Source organism: Candidatus Blochmanniella chromaiodes str. 640 (assembly GCF_000331065.1).
GTDB classification, from domain to species: domain Bacteria; phylum Pseudomonadota; class Gammaproteobacteria; order Enterobacterales; family Enterobacteriaceae; genus Blochmanniella; species Blochmanniella pennsylvanica.
In genome coordinates, this window is record NC_020075.1 from 33,676 (window position 1) to 60,248 (window position 26,573).

The 26,573-nt window shown below is 28.0% G+C and carries 19 protein-coding genes and 1 tRNA gene; 10 read left to right on the forward strand and 10 right to left on the reverse strand.

The window, feature by feature from the left end:
• Window positions 1-354 precede the first annotated feature (354 nt).
• From ssb to gltP, 3 genes are all read left to right on the forward strand, one after another.
• Complete coding sequence (ssb, locus tag BCHRO640_RS00145) at window positions 355-831, forward strand: single-stranded DNA-binding protein (RefSeq protein ID WP_015344334.1); 477 nt, start codon at window positions 355-357, stop codon at window positions 829-831.
• Between the two features lie 547 nt (window positions 832-1,378).
• Complete coding sequence (locus BCHRO640_RS00150) at window positions 1,379-3,022, forward strand: Na+/H+ antiporter (protein WP_015344335.1); 1,644 nt, start codon at window positions 1,379-1,381, stop codon at window positions 3,020-3,022.
• Between the two features lie 690 nt (window positions 3,023-3,712).
• Window positions 3,713-5,002, forward strand: a complete 1,290-nt coding sequence (gltP, locus tag BCHRO640_RS00155; protein WP_011282585.1) for a glutamate/aspartate:proton symporter GltP — start codon at window positions 3,713-3,715, stop codon at window positions 5,000-5,002.
• A gap of 257 nt (window positions 5,003-5,259) precedes the next feature.
• Here gltP and BCHRO640_RS00160 read toward each other — a convergent pair whose 3' ends face one another.
• From BCHRO640_RS00160 to BCHRO640_RS00180, 5 genes are all read right to left on the reverse strand, one after another.
• Window positions 5,260-5,661: a Rid family detoxifying hydrolase gene (locus tag BCHRO640_RS00160; protein ID WP_015344337.1), complete on the reverse strand. Its 402-nt coding sequence runs from the start codon at window positions 5,659-5,661 to the stop codon at window positions 5,260-5,262.
• An 84-nt stretch (window positions 5,662-5,745) separates the two neighbouring features.
• Window positions 5,746-6,771, reverse strand: a complete 1,026-nt coding sequence (gene argF / locus BCHRO640_RS00165; protein WP_015344338.1) for an ornithine carbamoyltransferase — start codon at window positions 6,769-6,771, stop codon at window positions 5,746-5,748.
• Window positions 6,772-7,039: 268 nt separating this feature from the next.
• Window positions 7,040-9,892: a valine--tRNA ligase gene (locus tag BCHRO640_RS00170; RefSeq protein ID WP_015344339.1), complete on the reverse strand. Its 2,853-nt coding sequence runs from the start codon at window positions 9,890-9,892 to the stop codon at window positions 7,040-7,042.
• A gap of 11 nt (window positions 9,893-9,903) precedes the next feature.
• Window positions 9,904-10,356 (reverse strand): DNA polymerase III subunit chi, encoded by a 453-nt coding sequence (locus BCHRO640_RS00175; RefSeq protein ID WP_015344340.1) that lies wholly within the window; start codon window positions 10,354-10,356, stop codon window positions 9,904-9,906.
• Between the two features lie 114 nt (window positions 10,357-10,470).
• A complete protein-coding gene (locus tag BCHRO640_RS00180) occupies window positions 10,471-11,982 on the reverse strand; it encodes a leucyl aminopeptidase (RefSeq protein WP_015344341.1) in 1,512 nt (503 codons plus the stop codon).
• A 245-nt stretch (window positions 11,983-12,227) separates the two neighbouring features.
• Here BCHRO640_RS00180 and BCHRO640_RS00185 point away from each other — a divergent pair, with 245 nt between their 5' ends.
• Window positions 12,228-13,349: an LptF/LptG family permease gene (locus BCHRO640_RS00185; protein ID WP_015344342.1), complete on the forward strand. Its 1,122-nt coding sequence runs from the start codon at window positions 12,228-12,230 to the stop codon at window positions 13,347-13,349.
• Between the two features lie 5 nt (window positions 13,350-13,354).
• The gene (gene lptG / locus BCHRO640_RS00190) at window positions 13,355-14,428 is read left to right on the forward strand and encodes an LPS export ABC transporter permease LptG (RefSeq protein ID WP_015344343.1); all 1,074 of its coding nucleotides are present in this window, start codon (window positions 13,355-13,357) and stop codon (window positions 14,426-14,428) included.
• Between the two features lie 33 nt (window positions 14,429-14,461).
• Here the strand turns inward: lptG and BCHRO640_RS00195 are convergent, their stop codons facing one another.
• Window positions 14,462-15,361, reverse strand: a complete 900-nt coding sequence (locus BCHRO640_RS00195; protein ID WP_015344344.1) for a LysR family transcriptional regulator — start codon at window positions 15,359-15,361, stop codon at window positions 14,462-14,464.
• A gap of 464 nt (window positions 15,362-15,825) precedes the next feature.
• On the opposite strand from BCHRO640_RS00195, the gene BCHRO640_RS00200 reads away from it, so the two are divergent.
• The 3 genes from BCHRO640_RS00200 to BCHRO640_RS00210 all read left to right on the forward strand — a co-directional run bounded on the left by BCHRO640_RS00200 (window position 15,826) and on the right by BCHRO640_RS00210 (window position 17,997).
• A tRNA-Leu gene (locus BCHRO640_RS00200) sits at window positions 15,826-15,908 on the forward strand.
• A gap of 489 nt (window positions 15,909-16,397) precedes the next feature.
• The gene (locus tag BCHRO640_RS00205; protein ID WP_015344346.1) at window positions 16,398-17,045 is read left to right on the forward strand and encodes a metal ABC transporter ATP-binding protein; all 648 of its coding nucleotides are present in this window, start codon (window positions 16,398-16,400) and stop codon (window positions 17,043-17,045) included.
• Window positions 17,046-17,136: 91 nt separating this feature from the next.
• Window positions 17,137-17,997, forward strand: coding sequence for a metal ABC transporter permease (locus BCHRO640_RS00210; protein WP_015344347.1), 861 nt, complete (start codon window positions 17,137-17,139; stop codon window positions 17,995-17,997).
• 763 nt (window positions 17,998-18,760) lie between these two features.
• Here the strand turns inward: BCHRO640_RS00210 and lptB are convergent.
• Genes lptB through lptC form a run of 3 tightly spaced genes read right to left on the reverse strand, consistent with a single transcriptional unit; the run spans window position 18,761 to window position 20,636 of the window.
• A complete protein-coding gene (gene lptB / locus BCHRO640_RS00215) occupies window positions 18,761-19,486 on the reverse strand; it encodes an LPS export ABC transporter ATP-binding protein (protein ID WP_015344348.1) in 726 nt (241 codons plus the stop codon).
• A gap of 45 nt (window positions 19,487-19,531) precedes the next feature.
• A complete protein-coding gene (gene lptA, locus BCHRO640_RS00220) occupies window positions 19,532-20,041 on the reverse strand; it encodes a lipopolysaccharide transport periplasmic protein LptA (protein ID WP_015344349.1) in 510 nt (169 codons plus the stop codon).
• Window positions 20,019-20,636, reverse strand: coding sequence for an LPS export ABC transporter periplasmic protein LptC (gene lptC, locus BCHRO640_RS00225; RefSeq protein WP_041567574.1), 618 nt, complete (start codon window positions 20,634-20,636; stop codon window positions 20,019-20,021). The genes lptA and lptC overlap by 23 nt, the downstream gene beginning before the upstream one ends.
• A 2,575-nt stretch (window positions 20,637-23,211) precedes the next feature.
• Between lptC and BCHRO640_RS00230 the strand changes: the two genes are divergently transcribed.
• Window positions 23,212-23,469 carry a BolA family protein gene (locus tag BCHRO640_RS00230; protein ID WP_015344351.1) on the forward strand — a complete coding sequence of 86 codons (258 nt, stop codon included), beginning with the start codon at window positions 23,212-23,214 and terminating at the stop codon, window positions 23,467-23,469.
• 49 nt (window positions 23,470-23,518) lie between these two features.
• Window positions 23,519-24,784, forward strand: a complete 1,266-nt coding sequence (murA, locus tag BCHRO640_RS00235) for a UDP-N-acetylglucosamine 1-carboxyvinyltransferase (protein ID WP_011282601.1) — start codon at window positions 23,519-23,521, stop codon at window positions 24,782-24,784.
• 285 nt (window positions 24,785-25,069) lie between these two features.
• On the opposite strand, the gene BCHRO640_RS00240 is transcribed toward murA, so the two are convergent.
• Entirely contained in the window at window positions 25,070-26,443 is a 1,374-nt protein-coding gene (locus tag BCHRO640_RS00240; RefSeq protein WP_015344353.1) for a Do family serine endopeptidase, read from the reverse strand.
• Window positions 26,444-26,573: the final 130 nt, after the last annotated feature.

Here is a 26,573-nt window from a genome sequence, read left to right on the forward strand (position 1 = left end):
CATAATGTATGTATATTATTTTTATAATATTTTATACTGTAACAAATATAACACATGGAATGAATGATTATTTGAAATTTATTATTATATATTTATTTTAAATATAATTTACATTTGTTCATAAAATACGTTAAATAATTTTAAATTATTTTTGCTAATATAGTGCGGTGTTAAGTGAAGAATATTGATTTTTAATATAATACACTTTATTGTGTGGGTTTTTTGTAAAGATATTAGTAATAATATTAATTTTTATTTAAGTATATTAAATATACGGGTTTATTAAACGGCAATAGCGTGGTTACTTTAATAAAATATTAAAAATAACCATACGATGTAATGAATGGAGGAGTTGTGGCTAATAGGGGAATTAATAAAGTTATTTTAATAGGGTATCTTGGTCAGGAGCCAGAGGTTCGTTATATGTCTAGTGGTAGTATGGTTACTAATATTTCAGTAGCTACTACTGAATCCTGGAAAGATAAACAAACTAATGAATTTAAAGAAAAAACTGAGTGGCATCGTGTGGTGTTATTTGGGAAATTAGCAGAAATTGCATCAGAATATCTGCATAAAGGTTCTCAGGTATATATTGAAGGATCGTTAAAAACTAGAAAATGGCAAAATCAAAATGGACAAGATCGGTATATTACTGAAATTATTGTTAGTATTGGAGGCGCAATGCAAATGTTGGGTAGTCGTCATTCAGGAGAAAATGTATCGTTAGATAATCAGAATGTAATGAATAGCGACGATAAAACCATATCGAATGATGTATCGGGGGGTGACCCGGTCGATGTTAATTTCGATGACGAGGATATTCCTTTTTAGATGGGTTAGATGTATTAAAAATTAATGAGTCATTTTCATTATTGTATAGGTGGTATAGGTTGGATTTTTCAATAATTATTTTTTACGTTCATATACACCTATAAACACAACATGCGTAGTGTACTAAAATATTTGATATTATTGCTGTGTTTTTTTAAACATAAAAGCATATCAAATATGTACTTATGTCCTTGCTAGTATTCAATCCATGTAGTTATATTAAAGCGTGTTAAATATTCCTAAACCTATTGCAAAATATATATTTAGGATGTTGCAATCAGTGTAGTATTATATATCAGTACTATACTGATAGTACTTAAATAACAAAATTATAAATTTATATTGTTAGAGTAAATATAAAAATATTTCATTTCTTATGAGTAGTGTATAATTAAAGGCCGCGTATATTCATATATATAATTTTATCGTTTTGTTTAATACTTTATAGGTATGCCGTGCTTATTCACAATATGAAGTACATATAAAAACTAAATACTATATTTGTAGAAAAATACTTATTTTTTTGGATATGATTGAGATTTAAAGTATGGAGATTTTTTTTACGATTCTGATTCTTACTTTAGCTGTCTCTGTTTCAGGAGTTATAACACGAATTTTGCCGTTTCAAATGCCATTGCCTCTTATGCAAATTGTATTAGGGGCTTTATTAGCTTGGCCTAGATTTGGATTACATGTAGATTTTAATCCTGAGCTATTTTTATTGCTTTTTATCCCCCCGTTATTATTCTCCGATGGTTGGAAAACTCCAATTCGTGAGTTTTTACGTCATGGAGGTGAAATTGTTATATTAGCATTGGTGTTGGTAATTATTACTGTGGTTGGTATTGGATATTTAATTCATTGGATGATACCAGACATGCCTCTTGTAGCAGCGTTAGCATTGGCAGCAGTTTTATCTCCAACTGATGCAGTAGCGCTTTCAGGTATTGTAGGAGAGGGACGTATTTCTAAAAAGCTTATGGACATTCTTCAAGGAGAAGCTTTGATGAATGATGCGTCAGGATTAGTATCTCTTAAATTTGCTATTTCAGTAGCTATGGGCACTATGGTTTTCAGTGTGAGCGGGGCTTCTATAGAATTTATTAAAATATCTATGGGTGGTTTATTAACTGGGATAGCTGTTACTTGGGGATATAGTAAATCATTAAGGTTTATTACGCATTGGAGTGGTGGTGATCCTGCTACTCAAACAATACTTCTTTTATTGTTACCTTTTGCGGCATATTTAGTTGCTGAGCATATTGGAGTATCTGGAATATTATCGTCAGTTGCCTCAGGAATGACTATTGGCCAATCAGGAATAATCCGTAATGCCCCGTTAGCTATGCGTTTGAGGGGAAATAGTGTTTGGACAATGTTAGAGTTTGTGTTTAATGGTATGGTGTTTATTATGCTGGGATTGCAATTACCAGATATTTTATCGACTTCTATTTCACAAGCAGCAATGGATCCAACTACTAAAACATGGATGTTATTTGTATATGTAATTCTTATTTATTTCGCATTAATGATACTTAGATTTGGGTGGTTGTGGTTAATGAAAAATATAAGTTTATATTTTATGACTAAACGTCCAATGGTATTTAGTGAATATAGTGTACGAGAAATTTTAATTGCTTCTTTTGCTGGAGTACGTGGTGCTATTACATTAGCAGGAGTACTTTCAATACCGCTTTTTTTAAGAGATGGATCAGCTTTTCCGTTTCGTTATCAATTGGTTTTTATTGCCACTGGTGTTATTTTATTCTCTTTATTATGTGGTGTAATTGTTCTTCCGTGGTTGTTGCAGGGAATTATAGTATCTGATAAATTATTACAACGAAAAGAAGAGCGTATGGCACGGGCTATAGCAGCAGAAGTAGCTATTGAAAGTTTATATAAACTAGAAGAACGGTTAATGCATAGCCAAGAAGAAAATATTGATAGTCAAATTATTAATGAGGTAAGCGCACGTGTTATAGGTAATTTACGCCGTCGTATAGACGGAAATAATGATGTAAATTCTATGTTAACTGAAGAGTTAGAGAGACGGATGAGGTTAAACGCATTACGCGCTGAAAGAGGAGAATATTATCATTTACGTGCGCAACAAAAAATTAGTAATGAAACGTTAACTAAATTGTTACGCGACTTAGATTTTTTAGAAGCTTTATTAGCAGAGAATGAATAATATTACCTTATTTAATAAGGGTGATTGCAATTTTTATAAATATTTATATCATTAATGCTGAGAAATTTTAAGGAATTAACAGGAATTGATGTCAAGATCACACATATTCCATTGTCATATTTTTTGATATAGTAAAGAGCGATTACATATATTGTAAAATATATTATTATTGTTATGGTTGTTACGCATTAATGCAAGATATAATTTGTTAATAAAATGAAATTTTTTATGAATATTTAATTATGTAAACAGTTGACTTAAACGATGGATGATCTTATCCTTTGTTGAAAAGGTAATTTAAAAAATTGTTAAGGGTATATCTCTATTTTGGAAGTTATAGATATTAATGTTAGTGTTCTTGTGTCTCTTTGTAAGTTTTTATAAATAGTTGATATATAATTTTAGGTGTTCAGTATATATATTGCTCAATGCACATAAAAAGATGTTGCGTTGAGTTTTGTTTTTTCAAGTAATTGTGTTTAATAAATAATTTATAGGTTATGTGACATTTTTTTGATATGAAGGTTAAGAAATTTTCTATAAATTAATTTATATTTGGTTAGCAGTTTCTTGGTGTACGTTTGTGTTGTTTAATGGGGATTTTTTGGAAGAGAATTTAAATCAGTTGATATAATTAATTCCGGATTGATGTGAAATAAAAAAATAACTCATTTTAATTAAGGGGTAACTATGATGATTAGAAAGTTTAAAATTACCCTTGCTTGGAAAATTTTTTTTGCTTTAAACTTGGGTATTGTTTTAGGAATTGTATTGCATAATCAAACAGAATTAAAAGATTGGATGATCACGACATTTCTTTCTCCAGCTGGAGAAATTTTTATTCGTATGATAAAAATGATCGTGGTTCCCATTGTAATGGCTACATTGGTGGTTGGAATCGCTGGTATTGGAGATGCAAGAAAATTGGGAAGTATTGGTTTAAAGACTATTATTTATTTCGAGATTATTACAACACTTGCTATAGTACTTGGTGTAGCTTTTGCTAATTTGTTGCATCCTGGTTATGGCATTGACATGTCTCTTCTTTCGAAAACGGATATTTCAATGTACGAGCAAACTACATCTGAAATACAGTCAAATTTGGTAAATACTATGTTATCGTTGATTCCTTCGAATATTATTAATTCTATGGCTAAAGGAGATATGTTACCAGTTATTTTTTTCTCGGTAATTTTTGGACTTGGACTAGCTACATTGCCAGAAAAAACTAAAACTCCATTATTGGACATTTTTAATTCTGTAGCGGATACTATGTTCGAAGTAACACATATAGTAATGCGTTATGCTCCTATTGGGGTGTTTGCTTTAATTTCAGTTACAGTTGCGACTTTTGGATTTAGCTCTTTGTTGCCTCTTACTAAACTTGTATTATTAGTCTATGGTGCTATTGTTTTTTTTGCATTAGTAGTATTAGGTATAGTGGCACGCATATGCAATCTTAGAATTTGGAAATTAATTTGTATTTTAAAAGAAGAACTGATTTTATCTTTTTCTACTGCTAGTTCAGAAACTGTATTACCACGTATTATAGAAAAAATGGAAGCTTATGGAGCTCCGTCAACTATCACTGGATTTGTAGTGCCTACTGGTTATTCTTTTAATTTAGATGGATCAACTTTATATCAAAGTATTGCTGCTATTTTCATTGCACAATTATATGGTATTGAATTATCTTTAAGTCAGGAAATTATTTTAGTATTGACTTTAATGATCACTTCTAAAGGTATCGCTGGTGTTCCAGGAGTTTCATTTGTAGTATTGTTAGCTACATTAGGCAGCGTAGGTATTCCATTGGAAGGATTGGCGTTTATAGCAGGAGTGGATAGGGTTTTAGACATGGGTCGTACAGCGTTAAATGTTATAGGTAATGCTTTAGCGGTGTTAGTAATTGCAAAGTGGGAGAATCAGTATGATACAGAACAAGCTTTGATATATGAATCAGAGATGCTATCTAAATGAATAATATGTTTATTATTCGTAATTATTGCAAGAATAAGATTCTACAGTATTTGGTATTATCAGATTTTTCTTTTTGAAAGAAAAATGTATGCAATAATGATGAAAAAATTTCAGTCATATTATGACTATGTTGTATTTATATGCTTTTTATTATTAATGAATAACTGTGAGAGCATTTCTAGAATAATAGGGATTATGCGAAATAATTTGTTCATTTGTTGTGTGTTAGTGTTTTATTTTCACGATTATTATTAAATTTATAAAATACGTGTAGCGATAGCATCAATTTCTATTTTGGCATTCTTTGGTAATCTAGAAACCTCTACACAGGAACGTGTTGGTAAAATTATATCTTCATGTAAAGAAGATGAATGAAAAAATTTCATATAGCTGATATTTATAGTAGGAATATCATTGATATCAACAATGAATAATGTAGTTTTAATAATATTATTGATTTGTAGGCCAGCGGCCTCTATGATATTTTTGATATTTTCTAGTGATTGATACGTTTGATCGTAAATGTTGTCGGGGATAACATTTGTATCTGGGCGTATTCCTATTTGCCCAGATACAAATGTTATGTTTCCTATGTCTATCGCTTGTACATAAGGTCCGAGAGGAATGGGAGATTTTTTTGTACTGATAACCTGAAGCATATAATTTATCCTAATGAATTTGCATTAAAAATAAGGCATTATTTTTAGTATTTATATAAAAAAATAATAGAATCTATTCTATTACTATTGATTAAAATTAGTGGAATCAGGCAGTAATGTTGCCAGGATCAGAGCTTTGACAGTATGCAAACGGTTTTCGGCTTGATCAAACACTACACTATACGGAGATTCGAATATGTCATTTGTTACTTCTATTCCATTTTTTAAATTATATTGTCGTGCTATTTTTTTACCAATAGTGGTTTCACTGTTGTGTAATGCCGGTAAACAATGTAAAAATTTTACATTTGGATTATTGGTATTTTGGATCATACGATGATTTACTTGATATGGAGATAATAAAGAAATACGTTCTTTCCATACTTTTTCATTTTCTCCCATAGATACCCATACATCAGTGTATAGAAAATCTACGTCCTTTATTCCGATAGGGATATCTTCAGTAAGTGTGATATTTCCATTATTACGTTGTGCAATATTTTGACACTTTATAAATAGCTCTTGTATCGGCCAAAATATTTTAGGTGATACTAATCTTAAATCGAATCCCATTATTGCGGCAGCTTCTAATAAAGAATTACTGATGTTGTTTTTTGCATCTCCTATATAGGCTAATTTCATTTGATGAAACATTTTATGGGGTAGTTGTTCTTTCATAGTCATAAGATCAGCAAGTAATTGTGTTGGATGAAATTTCACAGTAAGTCCATTCCATACTGGTACTCCAGAATATTGTGCAAATGTAGTAACTGTATCTTGACTATAACCACGATATTGAATCCCATGATACATCCTTCCTAATATTTTAGCAGTATCTTTAATAGATTCTTTATGCCCAATTTGACTAATATTTGGAGTCAAGCAGGTCACACACGCGCCTTGATCAAATGCTGCTACTTCAAAAGCACATCTTGTTCTAGTTGAATGGTTTTCAAAGATGAGTACAATGTTTTTTCCATTTAATTTTTTAATTTCAGTATGTGTATTTTTTTGGTGTTTTAAATAACTGGATAATTGTAATAGATAATAAATTTCATTTATAGTGAAATCTATTAATCGTAAAAAAGACCGTTTATATAATTGATTCATATGACATTTACCTATCTGTTGATATTTATATAGATAATGTGGTTATTTATATTTCAATGAAAAATGTCATTTAAAAAAAATTTTATTATGTTAAATTTAAATTTTTTAAATGTGTAGAAATTAATTTTGATGAAACATAGCGTGACAATTATTTAACAATTAATTAAAAATAAAGAAATAAATTTATTATTAAATTTTTAATACTTAAAATACGAATAGAAAATTTATTCTCCAAGTTATTTTATTTAGATATTGTTATATAAAATAATTACGGTTTCTTCATGATAGCACATTGATCAATCAATTTATTTTGAATTCGTTCATAATAATTTAATAGCGCTTGTTTGTCTTTGATGACAGATTTTGGCGCCTGCTTAATGAAATTATTGTCATCTAGTAGTTTTTGTATTGTTTCAATTTTACGATTTATTAATTCTGATTCTTTTTTTAATCTATTTATTTCGTTTTCTTTGTTAAATATATCTGGTATACGTATTAATAGTTCTGATGAATCTAAAGGCATTGTCATTGATTTTGGATAGATCGTGCCTTTTGATATGAAATGGATACTTTTTAATTGAGCAATATGACATAAAATGTTGGAATTTTCTGTAATGCGTTTTTTAACTTCTGATGAAGTATCTCTAAATACTATCTGTAGGGGTATATTATATGATATATTCATGTTTACACGAGCGGTACGTATTGCTAAAACGGCGTTTTTAATCCATTCAATATCTATTACGGATTTCATGTCAATTACAGATGCATCATATTTTGGAAATGGTTGTAACATGATAGTTTTTCCGTTATTCCCAGTAACTGTTTTAACTTCTTGCCAAATCTTTTCTGTAATAAAAGGAATAATTGGGTGTGTTAGTCGCAGTAATGATTCTAATAATGTGATTAATGTGTAACGTGTACCTCTTAGTTCTAATGCATTTCCATGATAAAGTATTGGTTTCGTTAATTCTAGATACCAATCACAAAACTGATGCCAAATAAATTCATGTAAAATATTTGCTACTTCATCAAAACGATAAATTTCTAATTTTTTATGAAAAATTTGTATTGTTTGATGAAATTTTGTAATGATCCAACGATCTGCTAAGGCAAATGATTTTTCATTGATAGATATACCACAATCTTGATTTTTGGTATGCATAAGAACAAAGCGACTAGCATTCCATAATTTATTGCAAAAATTACGATAACCTGTTAGTCGTTGCATATCCCAATGTATATCCCGTCCAGATGATGCTAATGCTACCAATGTAAATCGTAAAGCATCAGTTCCGTGAGGTTTAATTCCATTAGGAAATTGTTTTATAGTATTATTTATAATATGCTTAGATAATTGTGGTTGTAACATGTTTTTTGTACGTTTTTTTAATAAATTTTCTATTGAAATACCATCTATTATGTCTATTGGATCAATAATATTTCCCTTAGATTTAGACATTTTTTGACCTAATTCGTCGCGTATAAGACCAGTAATATATACATTTTTAAAAGGAATTTGTGCCGATCCGTTATCATTTTTAATGAAATGCATAGTTAACATAATCATTCGTGCGATCCAAAAAAATATGATGTCAAATCCACTGATTATAATATTAGTAGGATGAAATACATTTAATAAATTAGTATTTTTAGGCCAACCTAAAGCAGCAAATGTCCAAAGACTTGAAGAAAACCATGTATCTAATACATCTTTCTCTCTATGCAATATTACGTTATTATTTAATTTATTTTTTATTCTGATATCTTTTTCGCAGTATCCTACGTATATTGTGTTGTTATCATCATACCAAGCAGGGATTTTATGTCCCCACGAGATTTGACGAGAGATGCACCAATCTTGAAGGTTGTTCATCCAACTGAAATACATATTTTTATATTGTTTCGGAACGAAATTAATTATATTTAAATTTACCGCGTCTATCGCGTGTTGTGTTAAATGTTTAACGCGTATATACCACTGATCAGTTAACATGGGTTCAATTATAGTGCCAGTGCGATCACTATATGGAATTGTTAAATCGTGAGGTTCTATATTGTGTAATAATTTAAGTGCATTGCATTCGGAAATTATTTTTTTTCGCGCATTATCACTGTTAAGATTATGGAATATTTGGGGAATTTTGCAGTATAATTGATCGGTAAGTTGTCCATAACTGTTAAATACTTCTAGTTTTTTAAGAATTTTGCCATCAAGTGAAAAAATATTTATCATAGGCAATCCATGTCTTTTTCCTATAATATAATCATTAAAATCATGGGCAGGAGTAATCTTAAGACAACCAGTGCCTTTAAACATGTCTACGTTTTTGTCAGAAATAATAGGAATACGTCTGTTAGTTATGGGTGCAATAACGTATTGTCCAATTAAATTTTTATAGCGAGTATCTTCCGGATGCACTGCAACGGCAGTATCTCCTAACATAGTTTCTGGTCGCGTTGTTGCGACAATTAAGTGATGAGAATTCGAACTGATAGTAGCATTATCTAATTTATAATATATATACCATATAGAGCCTTTTGTTTTTTTATTTATAACTTCTAGATCAGAAATTGCGGTTTGTAATTTACAATCCCAGTTTACTAACCTTTTTCCTCTATAAATTAAATTTTTTTGATATAATCGAATAAAAGCTTCTGTTACTGCATAAGACATTTCTGTGTCCATGGTGAAACGTTGTCGTTTCCAATCTACTGAATTTCCTAATCGTTTCATTTGGTAAGTAATAATCTGTTCAGATTGACTTTTCCATGCCCAAATATTTTTTATTAATTCATCTCGTGTGTAATCATGTCTAGTTTTACCTGTATTATTATAAATTTTATGTTCTACTAACATTTGAGTGGCAATTCCAGCATGATCTGTTCCTGTTTGCCATAAAGTATTCTTTCCTTGCATTCTTTGATAACGAATCAAAACATCCATAATAGTTTGTTGAAATGCATGTCCGAGATGTAATTGTCCTGTAATATTAGGAGGAGGCATCATAATGCAATAACTTTCTTGAGATGTATTTCCATGGGGACTAAAGTAGTCTCCATATTCCCAAAATTTATAAATTGGTTCTTCTATGTTTTTAGGATTATATATTTTTTCCACGATATAATTACTCATTCAGTTGGTGTGTTAACAACACTTACCTGAAATCCATTTCTTTTGTAAGATCGGTATCTGTATCTTGCCCATTTTTTTAAAATGTCAGATATAGGAACGAAATCTATTATTTCATTAAAATTTAAGAAAAAATTCATATTTTTTAGCATAAGGTTTATTAATAGATCTTTTGGTTGATTATCGTAGCAACACTGACTCCAGTATATGACGATTGGAGCATTCTGGATGGTTTTTCCAAATAGATTATGTGGCACAAATGAATTTTGGTCAAATGTCCATAATATTTTGTCTATTTTTGTAGCTTGATGTTCATTTTCGCAAGTTACTAAGATGGTTTTTCCAGATCTCCATTGTGTGCTTATTAACTTACAAGCAAGCTGTTCTATGTAATTAGGTCTATTTTTTTGTTCAAATTCTTGAGATAGTAAATAAAAAATACTTCGTTTCATATGTTATTAATTTTTATTATTTTTATAATCAATGATAATTGATTATAAAAATAAAATATAAATTTATTTTGGTGTGATTCTGTTATAAAGTTAGTATTGATTAATAAAGATAATTTAAATTTTATGGGATGATCTATTAATCAGATATTGCGATAAAAGCGCAACGGGGCGACCTGTTGCGCTTTTATCGCAATAATCAGATACCCATGCTGTTCCAGCAATATCTAAATGTGCCCAACGATATTTATAGGCAAACTGATGAAGAAAACATCCGGCTGTAATAGCACCACCAGGTCTACCCCCAACATTTGTCATATCCGCACATGTAGATTTTAATTGTTTTTGGAACATTTCGTCTAATGGTAATTTCCAAACATAATCTTTAGATTGTTGTCCAGCCAGAATTAGTTCGTCGGCTAAGTTTTTGTTGTTAGACATTAAACCGCTAAAATGATGTCCTAAAGCAATAACACAAGCTCCAGTTAATGTAGCTATATCTATTACAACATCTGGTTTATAACGTTCTGCATATGTCAATGCATCACATAGAACCAAACGACCTTCAGCATCGGTGTTTAATACCTCCACTGTTTTTCCAGATAAAGTAGTCAGGATATCACCTGGACGAAATGAAGTATGACTTATCATATTTTCACAAATAGCAAGTATTCCGATAATATTTAATGGTAAATTTAGTTCTATGGCTATACGCATAATTGCATATACTACGGCAGCTCCGCACATATCATATTTCATTTCGTCCATTTTATTTGATTCTTTGATAGAAATTCCACCAGAATCAAAGGTCAAACCTTTTCCTATAAGTACAATGGGAGGAATATTAGACCCTTCAGGATGCCCTCTGTATTTAATTATAGGCATTGCGGGAGCATAATTAGACCCTTTTCCTACCGCTAAATAAGCATTCATACCTAATTTTTTCATTTCTAAAGCATTGATTATATTTATTGTGACGTTATCACAATTAGATAATTCATTTACTTGATTTACAAAGTAATCAGGAGTACAAAAATTAGGGGGCATATTTCCTAGGTCTTTAGCTATTTTTATTCCATGAACGATAGATAATCCATCTCTAATAGATTTTTTACAACATCCTAATTCATTTTCATTAGGTATATGTAATATTATTTCATTTAGTGATTTATTCAGTGTAGTTTTTTTGCTATTTTTAAATTTATTAAAAACATACAACTCTTCATTAACGATTTCCATGGTTTGTCTTATTTTCCAATAATTATCGTATCCTTTTATATTTAATTCACTTAAAAAAAGTAATATTCTAATTATAGGTATCTCTTTACATAAGATTGTTATTTTTCGAATTAATTTTCTATAACAATTTTCATCAAAATCAGATTTTTTACCGCACCCAACTAATAAAATTTGTCTATTATGTAAATGAGGAACATCGTATAATAAGAGCGTTTGCGCGACTTTTCCGTGTAACGCGCCACGACGTAACAATGAACTGATGTATCCTTTGCTTACGTCATCAATTTTTTTTGTTGAAGGAAATAAATTTAATTCTTCAAATGTACCAGTAATTATGCAACTATCAGGATATAATTCTTGATGCCCGCTAGTAACGTTAAATTTTATCATAATATTTCCTGTATATAAATATGTCAAATGGCATACTCAAAAAATAAATTAGTCACAATATTTACAATTTTTATATTTTATATAAAACATTGAAATATATCAGGGTGAGATTGTATTGTGTTTATAACGTAATGGATAATTTTCTTACATTATAAAAAACGAATATGTATCATTTTTTAATACCACAATCTGTTATTATTACGATACTTATTTTTTATTTAAAAACAAGTTTTTTAGGTAAAATAATGATATTTACCAAATATATATTGAAAGAAATATTTAGAAATCAGTTAATCATTCTAACATTATTATTTTTAGTGTGTTTTTGTCAAAAATTGATCAAAATGTTGAGTTTGGTGATAGATAGTGGTATTTCAATATATTTGGTTTTTCTATGTCTTGGATTAAATATGCCAGAATCAGGAAAATTACTTATTCCTTTTAGCGTATTTTTGAGCGTTTTAGTAACGTTTTATCGATTACATGCTCATAATGAAATTATAGCTATGTATTCTTGTGCCGTAGATAAATACATTTTTATAAGAAGTATATTTTTTTTTAGTGGGATCGTTGCTACATGCACTATGATTAATATATCGTGGTTATCTCCTTATTGCTCAAGTTATCAAAGTAAATTATTGTATAAAATTAAGGAAAACATTAATTTAGTTATTTTTTCAGAAAGAAAATTTCAACCATTGGCTACTAAATATTTAATTTTGTTTTCGGATAGCATTCAGGGAAATAAATTAAAAAATGTGTTTTTGTCAAAAACAAATTCAGATAAAGATAACAGTATGTTTATAATTATTACTTCAGATCAAGGCAGTGTTTGTAGAAATCCTGATGGCTCCCGATTAATTATTTTAAAAAAAGGTACATATTATGAAATTTATAATAAATGTGAGTTGTGCCAGGATGTGCTTATTACTGATTTTTCTCAGTATCAAATGTTAATCAATAGTACTATTAAAACATTTTATGAAGAAAATGAATCTGTTGATCATATGTTTATGCATCAGTTATGGTGTTCTAATAAATCAGAGATGCGTGCAGAGTTACATTGGCGTTTAACTTTATTAGTATCTATTTTTCTTATGCCAATGATCACAACGTTATTAATTACTGTTGTTTCGTATAATTATTTAATAAATTTATTGGTAACTGTTTTTTTATATATAATTTTTTTTATTTTTCATATTTTATTACGTTCCTGTGTTCTTTTAGATAACATAAATCCTATAGTATGGATGTGGGTTATTAATAGTATTTATCTATCGATAGTTTTATTGCTTAATTCATGGGATACTTCTTATATAAAAAAATTAGTTTTAATAATGTGTTATCGATATCATATAAAAACATAGTATATATGCACAACATTTTAAATTATTACATTATAAAAACGGTAATATCAAATACAACAACGGTTTTTTTAGTGTTATTATCTTTATCTAGTGTAATTAAATTGATTGATGAATTGCGTAAGATAGGAGAAGGAAATCATTCTTTTTTTGATGTTATTATTTACATGATTTTAAGTTTGCCAAAAGATTTTGAATTATTTTTTCCAATAGCTACTTTATTAGGTGGGCTTTTAGGTTTGTGCATGCTTGAAGTACATAATGAATTTATAGCAATGCAGATTTCTGGATTTAGTAGGTTACAGATCACTTTATCAGTCATAAAAGCTTCTGTTCCTGTATTATTATGCAGTTTCATTTCTAATGAATGGGTGGTGCCTAATAGCGAAAAAATAATGTGCATGTATCGTAATCAATCACAACATGATACTTCTTTACTTTCTATAAAGATTAAAAATCTGTGGTTCATAGATAAGAATGATTTTGTTTGTGTTGAAAATGTAATAGCCTATAATGAATTGTTAGGAGTAAAGCTATATAATTTTAACGAAGAAAGAAAGCTAAAAAAGATATGTTATATTGAACGGGCAGTGTTTGTTGATAAATTATGGCATTTGATTAATGTAAATGAATTAGATATTTCTCAAAAAACATCCGTTGTTAATAAAAATATACCACATTCTGAATGGAATGCTGAATTAACCCCATATAGATTATCCATGATGATCACTCATCCAAATTTTTTATCTATCTCTAAATTATATCATTGTGCTAAATATTTTAATAGGATTGGGCAAAATTCTAAATATTATCAAGTGATTTTTTGGAAGAAAATATTATCCCCTATATCTGGATCCGTTATGACCCTAATGGCATTAGCGTTTACTTTTGGGCCATTATATAAAAAAAAGATAGGTATTAGATTGTTCGTAGGAAGTATAGCGGGGTTTTTATTTTATATTTTAAATCAAATATTTGGAATATTAAGTGCTATACACAGTGTTTCTCCAATAATTGGATCAATATCACCCAGTATAATATTTTTGGTAATTAGTGTTATTATTATGCGGATATATTCATAATTTTGTGAACATAAAAATTTTTAATAAATTTTATTATACTATACTAGTTAAAAATATTTTTTTAGTAAATTCTCGTAGCCATTTATGAGCGGAAGAGCGGTTGTGTTTAGAATGCCATGCTTGAATAATGCTTTTTTTTCCTAAATTTAAATCAGTATTAAAATGTGTGATTGGTATATTTAATTTTTGTATCATTGTTAATATAAATTCTGGTATTATCGCTAGTGCATCTGAATGAATTATAGCGTTTACAGTAGTGATGTATTCTGGGGTAATACCAATTAAGTTACGCTCCGACCAAAAATATTTACTATGTTCATCGGAATTGGTTAAATACTCATGTTTGGTTTTAATGAATTGATATTTTAATAAATTATCCATATTCTTAGTTTGAGACAAAATAGGATGATGATTCCGAGATATTATACAACATTTGGATACGTAGATAGTTCGAATAGTTATTTCTGGATTAAGTGCGCGCATTTCTCCTATATATAAATCTATGGTATGGTTTCTTAAAAAATTATCATCGTAGTCTGAGTCATTTACTAAATGAATAAATGCTTTGGGAGCTTTATCTTTCATTTTTTGAAATAAGATGGTATTAAGGATAAAAAGAATAGCGTTGTTCGATGCAATAGTAAATGATATAGTGGCAATTTTAGGTTCAAATACTATGTTGTTGTTAAATATTGATTCAATACGGTTCACTAATTCTTTAATATTTTCTTTTAGAGAGATTGCTTTAGGCGTAGGGATTAATTTAGTTCCACTGCGTACTAAAATTTGATCATTAAATAGAATGCGTATTTTGTTGAGGGATTTACTAATAGCCGGAGCAGTGACATTTAATTTTTTTGCTGCTAAGTTTACGCTATTCTCTTCGAGTAGTGCATTGAGAATTATTAGTAAATTGAAATCAAAATTATTCATATAAAAAATTTTTATGTAATATTTATTTTACCCTGTATTATAATGTATAAATATACAAGAGTAAAATATATTAAATGTATTCAAGAATAATATGCTCGTTAATCATAGATATAATCGAGCACACAATACGATTGTATTTTTATAAGCATAAGCAATGTAAGTGATGATATGGTTGATATAAGTAAAAATTATTACATTATTATAATGTAGCATATTAAATGTGTATTTAGCAATTGTTTATGTTGCTACGATGGCATATTTGTAGATGGTTTTGTGAATATTTTTAATATTTTTTTAAAATGATACCTTGTTAAAAAATTATATTATGTTTACAAATCTAATGTTTAAATTGAATGATTGTGAAGAAATTGATTCTGTATATTGAATTCTTTTGAAAAATTTGGTAAATTTTAGTGGCTGCATAGTTTTACATCAGATGGATTTGTTAGATATGTTCGTGTTTTGCCGAAGTGGCGAAATAGGTAGACGCAATTGACTCAAAATCAATCACCTTAATGGCGTGCCGGTTCGAGTCCGGCCTTCGGCAGTGTTATAAGAAGTATCAAGTAATTATAAAAAATAATCCTAGATGAACAAGTATTGAATTTTAATTTTTTATTTTGAAATTATAGTAATCACGTTGTGTCTGTTGTGAAAAAAATTTCATATGTTTATAAAGTAAGTTTTATATTAATTAAAATCTACTAACTTTAGTAATAATGTATATTATAGCATAAAAAATCTAGAATATTTATATGAATTTATTAAAGTTAAAAGGATTATATATTGATTTGTTTTTTTTAGTGACAAAAAAGTAGTTGGTTTTTGGTTCATGTATGTTATGTTATAACATAACTAAATTATTAAGGAAATTTATCGTTGTCGTATCACTCTAAACAAAGTTTGTCTATTGGTATGAAATTGTTTCTTGCTTCAGGTTTGATTCGTATGCTCATAGTACTGATTGTATTGTTATGCTCATGGGCTGCCATTCTTTGGTCCTCTTTGTTGCCATGAATAATATAATGTTAAAACTATGATGACATTATATAACTTAATAGCGGGTTACTGTGGCCGTAATGTTAGCCCATCTGTAAGTGGTCGCATTAAGTATGGTAGCATGATTGCTATTATAGGACCCAATGGAATAGGAAAATCTACTTTATTAAAAACATTAGCTGGTTTGTTGCCTCCAGTTTCCGGTCGATTGGAATTTGGGAAAAAAGGTAGACCTCGTATGGGTTATTTACCTCAAAACAGAAATATAGATCCTTATTTTCCATTAACTGTATTCGACGTAGTATCTATGGGTTGTTGGCCAAGAATAAATTTATTAAAAAGACTGAATCAACATCAAAGAGCAGTAATTTGGCGTTCTTTAGGTCAGGTAAAATTGTTAGATGTATTAAATCAATATATAGAAACTTTATCAGGAGGGCAAGTGCAACGTATGTTATTTGCTAGAATATTGGCTCAGCAAGCATCATTAATTTTACTTGATGAGCCATTTCAAGGAATTGATATAAATACTTGTAAAATAATGATACGTGCTGTAAATCTATTGTGTAGACGTGGATGTACTGTGATTGCTGCGTTACATAATAATAATGAATTCATAACTGAATATTTTCCTAATACATTGTTGTTAACTTGTTCTCGTAGTATTTGGAATTCATCTATATAAATGTGAAAAATTTAATTTTATGGTATTGTGAACTGATTATATACATCCCATGTATATGGGAATATTTATTTCTGGGAAAGAAAAGGTTTTTATGATGATTCATATGTTATTTGATCCTTTTATTAATTGCGGATATATGCGAAGAGCTATAGTTGCTTGTTGTGTATTATCTATCAGTATAACGCCAATAGGTAGTTTTTTAATGTTGAGGCGTATGAGTTTGGTGGGAGATGTGTTATCTCATGCTATATTACCGGGTGTAGCGATAGGGTATTTTTTTTCAGGAATGTCATTTATGATAATGAGTATAGGAGGATTTATTTCTGGTTTAATGGTTGCAATATTGTCTATTTGGATTAGCGAAAAAACATTGTTGCAACAAGATGCTAGTTTTGCTGGACTCTATCTTGGATCTTTGGCATTTGGAGTTGTATTGATGTCGTTACATGGTCCTAATGTAGATTTGTTGGATTTGTTATTTGGATCTATTTTGTCTGTAAATTTATTAAATTTAGAATGTATTGGAATCATTAGTACTATAACTTTACTTACTATTGCATTATTTTACAGAGCTTTAATTATTGAAACATTTGACCCAGATTTTTTAAGAGATAATAATATTGAAATATCGAGATGTATTCAAATATTTTTTTTATCCATAGTTATGTTAAATTTAGTAGCGAGTTTTCAAGTAACTGGTACTTTAATGTCTGTTGGTTTAATGATGTTACCTGGTTTATCAGCTCGGTGTTGGGTTAAGAGTTTAATACATATGTTATTGTTATCGGTATTTATTGCTTTTTTTTGCTCGTGGATAGGGTTGATTGGATCATTTTATATGTTTTTGCCGGCAGGACCTACTATAGTGTTATGTGGTAGTATAATTTTTTTAATTTCAGTGTTGTTTGGTAGGAATAAAGGTATTTTATTTTTTGTATATAACAAAAAATAAAATTTTTCTCGTGTTTATTTAATTAAATTCTTTCTTATACCTAACGAGGAATTCAGTGTGTTTTCAAGATATAATTTTAGATATAAATGATTGGATTATATATAATAATACCGTGTAAAATATATATTAACATTAATCTGTATATGTGCTGTTATTAACAGCACATATATCTTTATTGTCGTTTAAATAGATATCTGTAAGGTCTAAATAAATTTGAATATTGATTCAAGAGGGTTCAGGGTAATATGAATAATAATTATTTTTTGGTGAAATTAGAATAATTGTAAGATATAAATAAGAATAAATTATTTTAATAATTTATTAGAAATATGGCTGATAATATTCTTCATATCTTGTGATTTATATTTGTAAACAAAATAACTATTTTAGTTAAAGTAATACTAACTTATTAAAAATATAAATGTATTTCATATTTAAAATATCATCAATTTATAATTTTTTTGCTTGATTACTATAAATCAGTATAATATCCCCGTTTAAAAATTGCTTCTAGGGTTCTAATTATCTAGTTGATAATGCATATATTTTATTATATGGCACATAAAGTATTTGTTATTAGTTATTTCATATTTACTTTAATTCAGAGTGTTAAATTTGATTATTTATAGATTAATTCACATGATATTTGTAATATATATACTACAAATTATTTTTTAAATTATTCGGTATGGTTTTTGAGTTTTAAATTGTTAAAATTGTTTGGTTAAATTATTTTATATATAAATACGATTGATATCGTGTGTTATAGCTTAAATATATCTCCTAAGTATACTTGTTGTACGTGTTTGTTATTTAATATTTCGTTAGGAGATCCATGAGCAATTGATTGTCCTTGATTAATTATATATGCTCGCTCACATATACGCAATGTTTCTCTTACATTATGATCGGTTATTAGTATTCCAAGTTTTCGGGTTTTAAGTTGTTTAATAATTTTTTGTATATCTGTTATTGAAATTGGATCGACTCCAGAAAATGGCTCGTCAAGTAATATAAATTTAGGATTAGCAGCCAATGCTCGTGCAATTTCTACACGTTTTCGTTCTCCTCCAGACAATGTTTGTCCAATATTATTTTTTAAATGACTAATATGAAAATTATTCATTAATTCTATAATAAGCTTATTACGTTTTTTTGTATTAAGATTACGTTGAGTTTGTAATATAGCCATTAAATTGTCAAATACAGTTAATCGACGAAAAATCGAGCTTTCTTGAGGCAAGTAGCCTATCCCTAATTGAGCTCTACGATAGATTGGTAACATGCTAATATCTTTTTCGCCAATTGAAATACTACCGGAATTATGTTGAACAATTCCTAATATCATATAAAATGTCGTAGTTTTTCCTGATCCGTTTGGGCCTAATAATCCAACAATTTCTCCAGAAGTTATGTATAAGCTTATATTTTTAACTACATATCGTCCCTTATAAATTTTAGATAGATTTTTTATAGTCAGTGTTGTCATGGAATTAAACTATAACTAATTATATAGTGTCTGTTAAATATGTTTTTAGATGGATTTTTTTGATAAAATTGTTATAACTTTATTTCCTTGGTTGGAAATGGCTTTTATTTGTTTGTTTTTTATTGAGTATATGATCTTATCACTTTGTATAGAATTTCCTGATTGTTTTATATAAGCATTACCAATTAGAGTAATAGTGTCATCGCTGGTATTGTAATGTATTATCGATGATTGAGCAAATATCATATTTCCCATTTTTTGTGTTTGATTTAAAGTAACAGGATTTCCGTGTGCTTCTATCATGGATAGATGATGCGTATCTTCTGTATGAGAGATTAATATCTTATCTGCGTAAAGATCAATGTTTTTATATTTAAGCATAACTCGATCTGTAAAGATTATTGTATTAGTCAACATATTAATTGATTGACATTCAGAATATATTTGAAGTATTTGTGATTTTTTGTGTGCTAAAGCATGAGAATATGTAAATGCTAAAAGTATATTGATATAAGTAAGTATTATTTTATATTTACCATATGTGTTGGATTTCATAACAAGTTTGTACGTTATCAATTAATTTTGCTGTTTGTGTATGTAAATTGGCATGTATTTTCATCCCAATAGAATAAAAATAATGACCATGTATAATTACTTTTTTGTTTGAAATAATATCTTGAGTTATTAAGTTAATTGTCGCTTGGTTTGCAATAATGGATTGAAAGTATCTATCATGTATTAAATTATTGATATATACATATCCGTATAGGTGCAGTGTTTTTTTATAACTTAGTTTGGCTTGATTTGCTGTAATTTTCCATGTTGGGATATTTTTGTCATCAAAAGCTATAATGCTAGGACATGTAAACCAAGTAATTCTTTGATTTGAAAAATGTTGAATGCGGTGCGCTGTCAATTTAAATTTCAGTTGTCCTGTTTTACTATATATGTTAATCGTTACATCGTTGCCTTGATGAGTGCATATATCATTCCGAGTTAATGGGTGTAATGATGCATTAAACATAATTAATGATTTTTTTATAATAAAAGATAGAAAGATTATTATCAATACGAATAAAATTGAAATAAAAATGTATTTTTTATTTTTTTTCAGTGATTTTAAAACATAAAACATTATGTGGGATCTCATATTTAAAGATTGTAATTTAATAGTTTTTTATTTTTAGACGACAAAAGATATTCTTGGAGAGATGGTTATGATTTAATATTATTGTTACGATTGTTGGTTTTAACTTTTTTTGCATGAAATACATATTAAAATAACTAGATATTTAAGATATATTATATTAAATATTTTTACATTGTCTTTACAAGACAATGTATAAGAAAATTGTATTAAGATATAAATTATTGATATAGTTGTTAATACTGCATATTAATATTGTTGGCATATTATATTATATAATTTTTTGTTTCTGTGATATGCAGATCTGAGGGATATTGTGTATTTTCAAACCTTTATCTATTAACAAGATTGCGTATGTTAAGTAGCATTGCTAGGCTGCGTAAATAGTATCCATTATATATGAATATATTCAATGTGAGCAATTGTTAGTTAATTAATGAATTTTAATGTAAAAAACACAATTACTGTTGATTTATATAAATTTGCAATTATTTAATAAGTAATTAAATGAAACACCTAAATTTATTTTTTAAATAGATTTTAATGATGAAATCATAATTCATATCATATATATATTTATATATAGAAAATAGATTCTTAATTTTTGATATATGTTTGTAATGAAGTATTATGCGTATAATAGAAAAATAATTTGTGTCATAAAAATAATTATGTTTTTAGGTGAAAAAATGGGGCAATCAAGAATATTTTATCATTAGAATATATGATGTGTAATTTTTATACAAGATTAATTTAGTATCATTCTTAATGATTATTTATGTTAAAGATTTATTGTTATTTATTCGTTAATATGGCAGACAGAGTGTCTGTGATCACTTAATGAGTTTTTAATGTTTCAGTAAAAATATTAAATAAATTATATATTATAACTTATTACATGAATCGAATGTGTATATTTTAATTTTTTATTTTTATAGAAAAATATTATTCTTAAAATTAAATTGTTATTTATGATGATAAACATAGTTAGAATATAGAGTATAAATAAATTAAAATAATAGATTATTAATAATAGATGGAATGATTGACAGTTGCTTTATAAATAAAGATATAAGTGTTAAGTGATTTGTTGAAAATAAGTATTAGAGTGTATTTAAATAAAAATTGTTATTATGATTTTTAAAAATTAAAAAAGAAGAATTTGATTTTTAATAAAGTTAAAAATTGAAAATTAGAAGGTATTTGAACTTTATAAGAAAATTTTCATTTAAGAATATTTAACTATAGGTAAAAAATTACATTTACGTTAGTAATTAGATTATCCAATATTATTTATTGATCGATAGTAATGATTAAAGAATTATTAAAATTTTTGTTAAATTGTTATTTATTTTTGATGATATTAATAATTAAAAATATGTATAACCTAAAATGGTTAAAGATATTATCTATCATGGATAGATAGTGTGAGAAATTATTAATTATAGTTGTTGATTGATTGCATGTAGTGTATATAAAAATGTAAGCAAAGTGCTATTTATTTGATGTTTATTGAACGGATGCATTACAACATTTAGTGTGATTTTAGTATTAATATGTGAATATTGTTTCATCATTAAAAGTTATTAAGATATAGTCGACATTAGTTTAGATTAGCGACCAATAATATTAATGTGAATTAAATAATCATTGATATATACATTAAGGTTGTATGAATTATCATAGCAAATGATATCAATTATAATTTTATTTTTTAAAAGTTTTAGTATTGAAGTTATAAGAATATGTATATTTGTATTGAGCAAATACAAATAAAATAGATTTTATATTTATAAAAAATAAAAAAATAATTTTTTAATTGTATAGATGCTGCTGATGATCGATATCACTCCATTTAAGTGGAAAGATGGTACCTTTGTGCCAATTAATTATATAATTAATCAATTTTTATTTTTATTATAAATGAATATAATTGTCCTGATTAAAAGGGATTATAATTGATTTTGATATATTAAGTATATGTTTTTTTGTATATACTATTATTATTGAATTAATAATTAAAATAAAACTTTTTCAATATAGAACATTACAGCTGATAGATACAATAATATATATTTTAACAAGAATAGTTATTTATAGTATTTATGCCAAAAAATAAAATTAGATATTATTTATTTTTTATATTTGGATAAATATTTTAGCAGCAAATACTGATATTGTAGGAATGAGATATATAATCATTTTGATTTATAGTTGAAAGGATATTGTTATATGTTTTTATTTTTTAGAAATATAGAGTTTTTCATATTTATGCATATTAATTTAATTATATAAAAATATTATATTTAATAACGGAAATTATTGATATTTTTTGATTATTTTGTGAATATTTTATATTGTAATTTATTTCTTATAAAAAGTGAGAATAGTAATTAATTAATTAAGTTATATTAGTTATTTTAGTTTAAATCATTCATTATCTAAATGCATAATGAAATATAAATGATTGATATTTTGAAATAAAAACAACAATAGAATAATAATTTTATGGCATAAAAATATGAGAACATAATTCTGCGTTTTGCTGTTATTAATAATTATTCAAATGGTGGACATTATGGACGTGGATGATATTAAAAATATTTTATTAAAAAATTTGGCATTAGATGAAGCATATGTCTCTTTATATAAGGATAATTATCAAATTATTGCTGTAAGTCATATTTTTTATGATGGTATGACTGAATTAGAACGGCATAAAATTATATATGCTCCTCTTATGAAGTATATATTAAATAATGAAATTCATTCAATATCTATTCAAGCATTTAATCCTCAGGAATGGAATAAAAAGCGTGGATTATGCGATGTGTGAAGCAGTTTTTAAATTAATATGAATTAATTATAATGATTGATATTAGGTCATGACAGTGGATAGATTTTATATTCATGGTCCTACTCCTTTAAGTGGTGAAGTGAATATATCAGGTGCTAAAAATTCTGCATTACCAATTTTGTTTGCTACGTTATTAACTGAGGAACCGGTAGAAATTTTTAATGTGCCTAAATTAAAAGATATTGATGTTACTATAAAATTATTAACACAACTTGGAGCAAAAGTGGATCATTGTGATGTAGTTTTTGTAGATACTAGTAGTGTTAATACGTGCTGCGCATCCTATGATTTAGTTAAATCCATGCGTGCTTCCATTTGGGCATTAGGACCATTAGTAGCACGGTTTGGAGAAGGTAAAATTTGGCTACCTGGAGGATGTTCAATTGGGAAAAGATTAGTAGATTTACATGTTAACGGTTTGGAGCAGTTGGGGGCAACAATTATTTTAGAAGAAGAGTATGTTACAGCTTCTGTGAATGGACGATTACATGGTGCTCATATTATCATGGATAAAATCAGTGTTGGAGCTACGGTTACCATTATGAGTGCTGCTGCATTAGCAGAGGGAGTTACTATCATTGATAATGCTGCTCGCGAACCAGAGATTGTTGATACTGCTAATTTTCTTATTATGTTAGGAACTAATATTAACGGAGCTGGAAGCAATAGAATTACTATCGAAGGGGCTCAAAAATTAGGAGGGGGAAAGTATTCAATTATGCCAGATCGCATTGAAACTGGTACCTTTTTAGTTGCTGCTGCTGTTTCACGTACAAATGTAGTATGTTTGGGGTCTCGTCCGGATACGTTGCGTTTTGTGATAAAAAAATTACGTGAATCTGGTGCTGATATTAATATGGGTAAAGATTGGATCGGTTTGAACATGCATGGGAAAAGACCTAAAGCTGTTACTGTATGCACGAAGCCGTATCCAGGGTTTCCTACTGATATGCAAGCACAGTTTACTTTATTAAATATAGTCTCCAAAGGAAAGGGCAAAATTATAGAGACTATATTTGAAAATAGGTTTATGCACGTACCAGAGCTTGTTCGTATGGGAGCGCGTATTAAAATATTAAACAATATGATTGTTTGTCATGGTGTTGATTCATTAATTGGCACTCAAGTTATGGCAACGGACTTGCGGGCTTCTGCAAGCTTAGTATTAGCTGGTTGTATTGCTGAAGGATTGACGATAGTGGATTGTGTATATCATATTGATCGAGGATATGATCATATTGAGAAAAAGTTAAGAAATATGGGAGCTCATATAAAACGGGTTACTAATAAATAATCTTGTTATCAGGTGTGTAACAATTTTTAATTTCGATGATTTTCAGTGATATTATTAGAAGATATATTTTTGAGTTAATTAATTATCCCGAATAATTACAATTTATTTTAATATGTATTATAATACTATTTATAATAATTTTTAAAATATTAATTAGAATTATTCGTATATTTATGATATTTAATTTTTAATGTGTTGAAATATCAATTTCAATTGATATGACTTCATGAAGTATAGGTTTATTATCATTTTTTAGTTGTGATGTTATTTAAAATAGAGTCAAAATTAACGAAGTAGTAAGAATATATTTGTATCTCCACGCATAATATTAAGTGCTATAACTGATGGTTTTTCATTTAAAATTTTACGTAATTGAGATAAATTGTGTACTTTCGTACGATTCAGTCCAACAATTATGTCGCCTTTTTGTAAGCCAATAGAGTAAGCTGGAGAATCTTTTACTACGTCTTCAACCTGCACTACTTTTGTTCCATCCTTTAAATATCCATTACTTAGAGAAGCTCCTTGTAACGCTGGGCTTAACATTTCCTCGCTGGTACTCACAGAGGTACTATCATCTAATAAAACTGATACTGTTTGAATTTTCCCATCTCGTAATAATCCTAGTTTTATAATTTTACCTGGAGTAGTAGTACCAATTTTCACCCTTAATTCTGCAAAATTTTTTATTGGTTTTCCTTCTATGGATACAATAATATCCCCTGCTTTAATATTTGCTTTAGCGGCTGCGGTACCCGGTAGCACCTCGCTAACAAATGCACCGCGCTGCGCATCGATATTAAGTGCTTTAGCGATATCAGCGGTCAATTCTGTGCCTTTTATTCCTAATTGACCTCGTTTTACTTCTCCAAATTCAATTAATTGTTGGCTTAAATTTTTCACAATGTTGCTAGGAATAGCAAAACCAATGCCAATATTTCCTCCTCCAGGCGCTAAAATAGCAGTATTGATTCCAATTAATTCTCCATGTAAGTTTACTAGTGCCCCTCCAGAATTTCCTCTATTTATGGAGGCATCAGTTTGTATAAAATTTTCTAATCCTTCAAGGTTTAAACCACTTCTTCCCAATGCTGATATAATACCAGAAGTTGCTGTTTGACCTAATCCAAAGGGGTTGCCAATCGCAACAGCAAAATCACCAACTTTCAAAATATCAGAATCAGCCATTTTTATTTCAGAGAGATTTTTAAATTTTAATAATTGAAGTAATGCTAAGTCAGTTTGTTCATCATGTCCTACTAGTTTAGCGTCAAATTCGCGACCATCGTTAAGTTGTATTTTAATTTTATCTGCACCATTGACAACATGGTTATTGGTAATAATGTAGCCTTTATTAGCGTTAATAATCACTCCAGATCCTAGTCCTTCGAATGGTCTAGATCCAAAATTTCCTCCAGGGATATCTGGTCCAAAAAAATATTTAAATTCTTTAGGCAATGTAAGTCTTTTCGCAGGTTGAATACCTTCAACATGTACACTTACTACTGCTGGCAGTACTGTATCTAACATGGGAGCTAAACTCGGTAAGAGTCCCGACATTTCTGTAGAAAATGTTTTGTGATTTATAGAAGATTCAGCATATGAAATTCCCAATGTGAATAATATACTTAATATTTTTAGGAAATGTGTTATCTTCATAGGTAATTAATTTAATTAGTTATATTATATAAAGAATAATATTGTTTTAAAAATGTTCATAGAGTCTTAATTACTAAAATTTGAATTTCTATTTTATTTTTGGTAATTTTTAACGTCCACAATAGATTCA

What these genes read in the sequence shown, in the direction of transcription:
- BCHRO640_RS00150 (WP_015344335.1), top strand. Translation starts at nt 1,379, where the DNA reads ATGGAGATTTTTTTTACGATTCTGATTCTTACTTTAGCTGTCTCTGTT.
- gltP (WP_011282585.1), top strand. Translation starts at nt 3,713, where the DNA reads ATGATGATTAGAAAGTTTAAAATTACCCTTGCTTGGAAAATTTTTTTT.
- BCHRO640_RS00160 (WP_015344337.1), bottom strand. Translation starts at nt 5,661, where the DNA reads ATGCTTCAGGTTATCAGTACAAAAAAATCTCCCATTCCTCTCGGACCT.
- argF (WP_015344338.1), bottom strand. Translation starts at nt 6,771, where the DNA reads ATGAATCAATTATATAAACGGTCTTTTTTACGATTAATAGATTTCACT.
- BCHRO640_RS00175 (WP_015344340.1), bottom strand. Translation starts at nt 10,356, where the DNA reads ATGAAACGAAGTATTTTTTATTTACTATCTCAAGAATTTGAACAAAAA.
- BCHRO640_RS00180 (WP_015344341.1), bottom strand. Translation starts at nt 11,982, where the DNA reads ATGATAAAATTTAACGTTACTAGCGGGCATCAAGAATTATATCCTGAT.
- BCHRO640_RS00185 (WP_015344342.1), top strand. Translation starts at nt 12,228, where the DNA reads ATGATATTTACCAAATATATATTGAAAGAAATATTTAGAAATCAGTTA.
- lptG (WP_015344343.1), top strand. Translation starts at nt 13,355, where the DNA reads ATGCACAACATTTTAAATTATTACATTATAAAAACGGTAATATCAAAT.
- BCHRO640_RS00195 (WP_015344344.1), bottom strand. Translation starts at nt 15,361, where the DNA reads ATGAATAATTTTGATTTCAATTTACTAATAATTCTCAATGCACTACTC.
- BCHRO640_RS00205 (WP_015344346.1), top strand. Translation starts at nt 16,398, where the DNA reads ATGATGACATTATATAACTTAATAGCGGGTTACTGTGGCCGTAATGTT.
- BCHRO640_RS00210 (WP_015344347.1), top strand. Translation starts at nt 17,137, where the DNA reads ATGATGATTCATATGTTATTTGATCCTTTTATTAATTGCGGATATATG.
- lptB (WP_015344348.1), bottom strand. Translation starts at nt 19,486, where the DNA reads ATGACAACACTGACTATAAAAAATCTATCTAAAATTTATAAGGGACGA.
- lptA (WP_015344349.1), bottom strand. Translation starts at nt 20,041, where the DNA reads ATGAAATCCAACACATATGGTAAATATAAAATAATACTTACTTATATC.
- lptC (WP_041567574.1), bottom strand. Translation starts at nt 20,636, where the DNA reads ATGAGATCCCACATAATGTTTTATGTTTTAAAATCACTGAAAAAAAAT.
- BCHRO640_RS00230 (WP_015344351.1), top strand. Translation starts at nt 23,212, where the DNA reads ATGGACGTGGATGATATTAAAAATATTTTATTAAAAAATTTGGCATTA.
- murA (WP_011282601.1), top strand. Translation starts at nt 23,519, where the DNA reads ATGACAGTGGATAGATTTTATATTCATGGTCCTACTCCTTTAAGTGGT.
- BCHRO640_RS00240 (WP_015344353.1), bottom strand. Translation starts at nt 26,443, where the DNA reads ATGAAGATAACACATTTCCTAAAAATATTAAGTATATTATTCACATTG.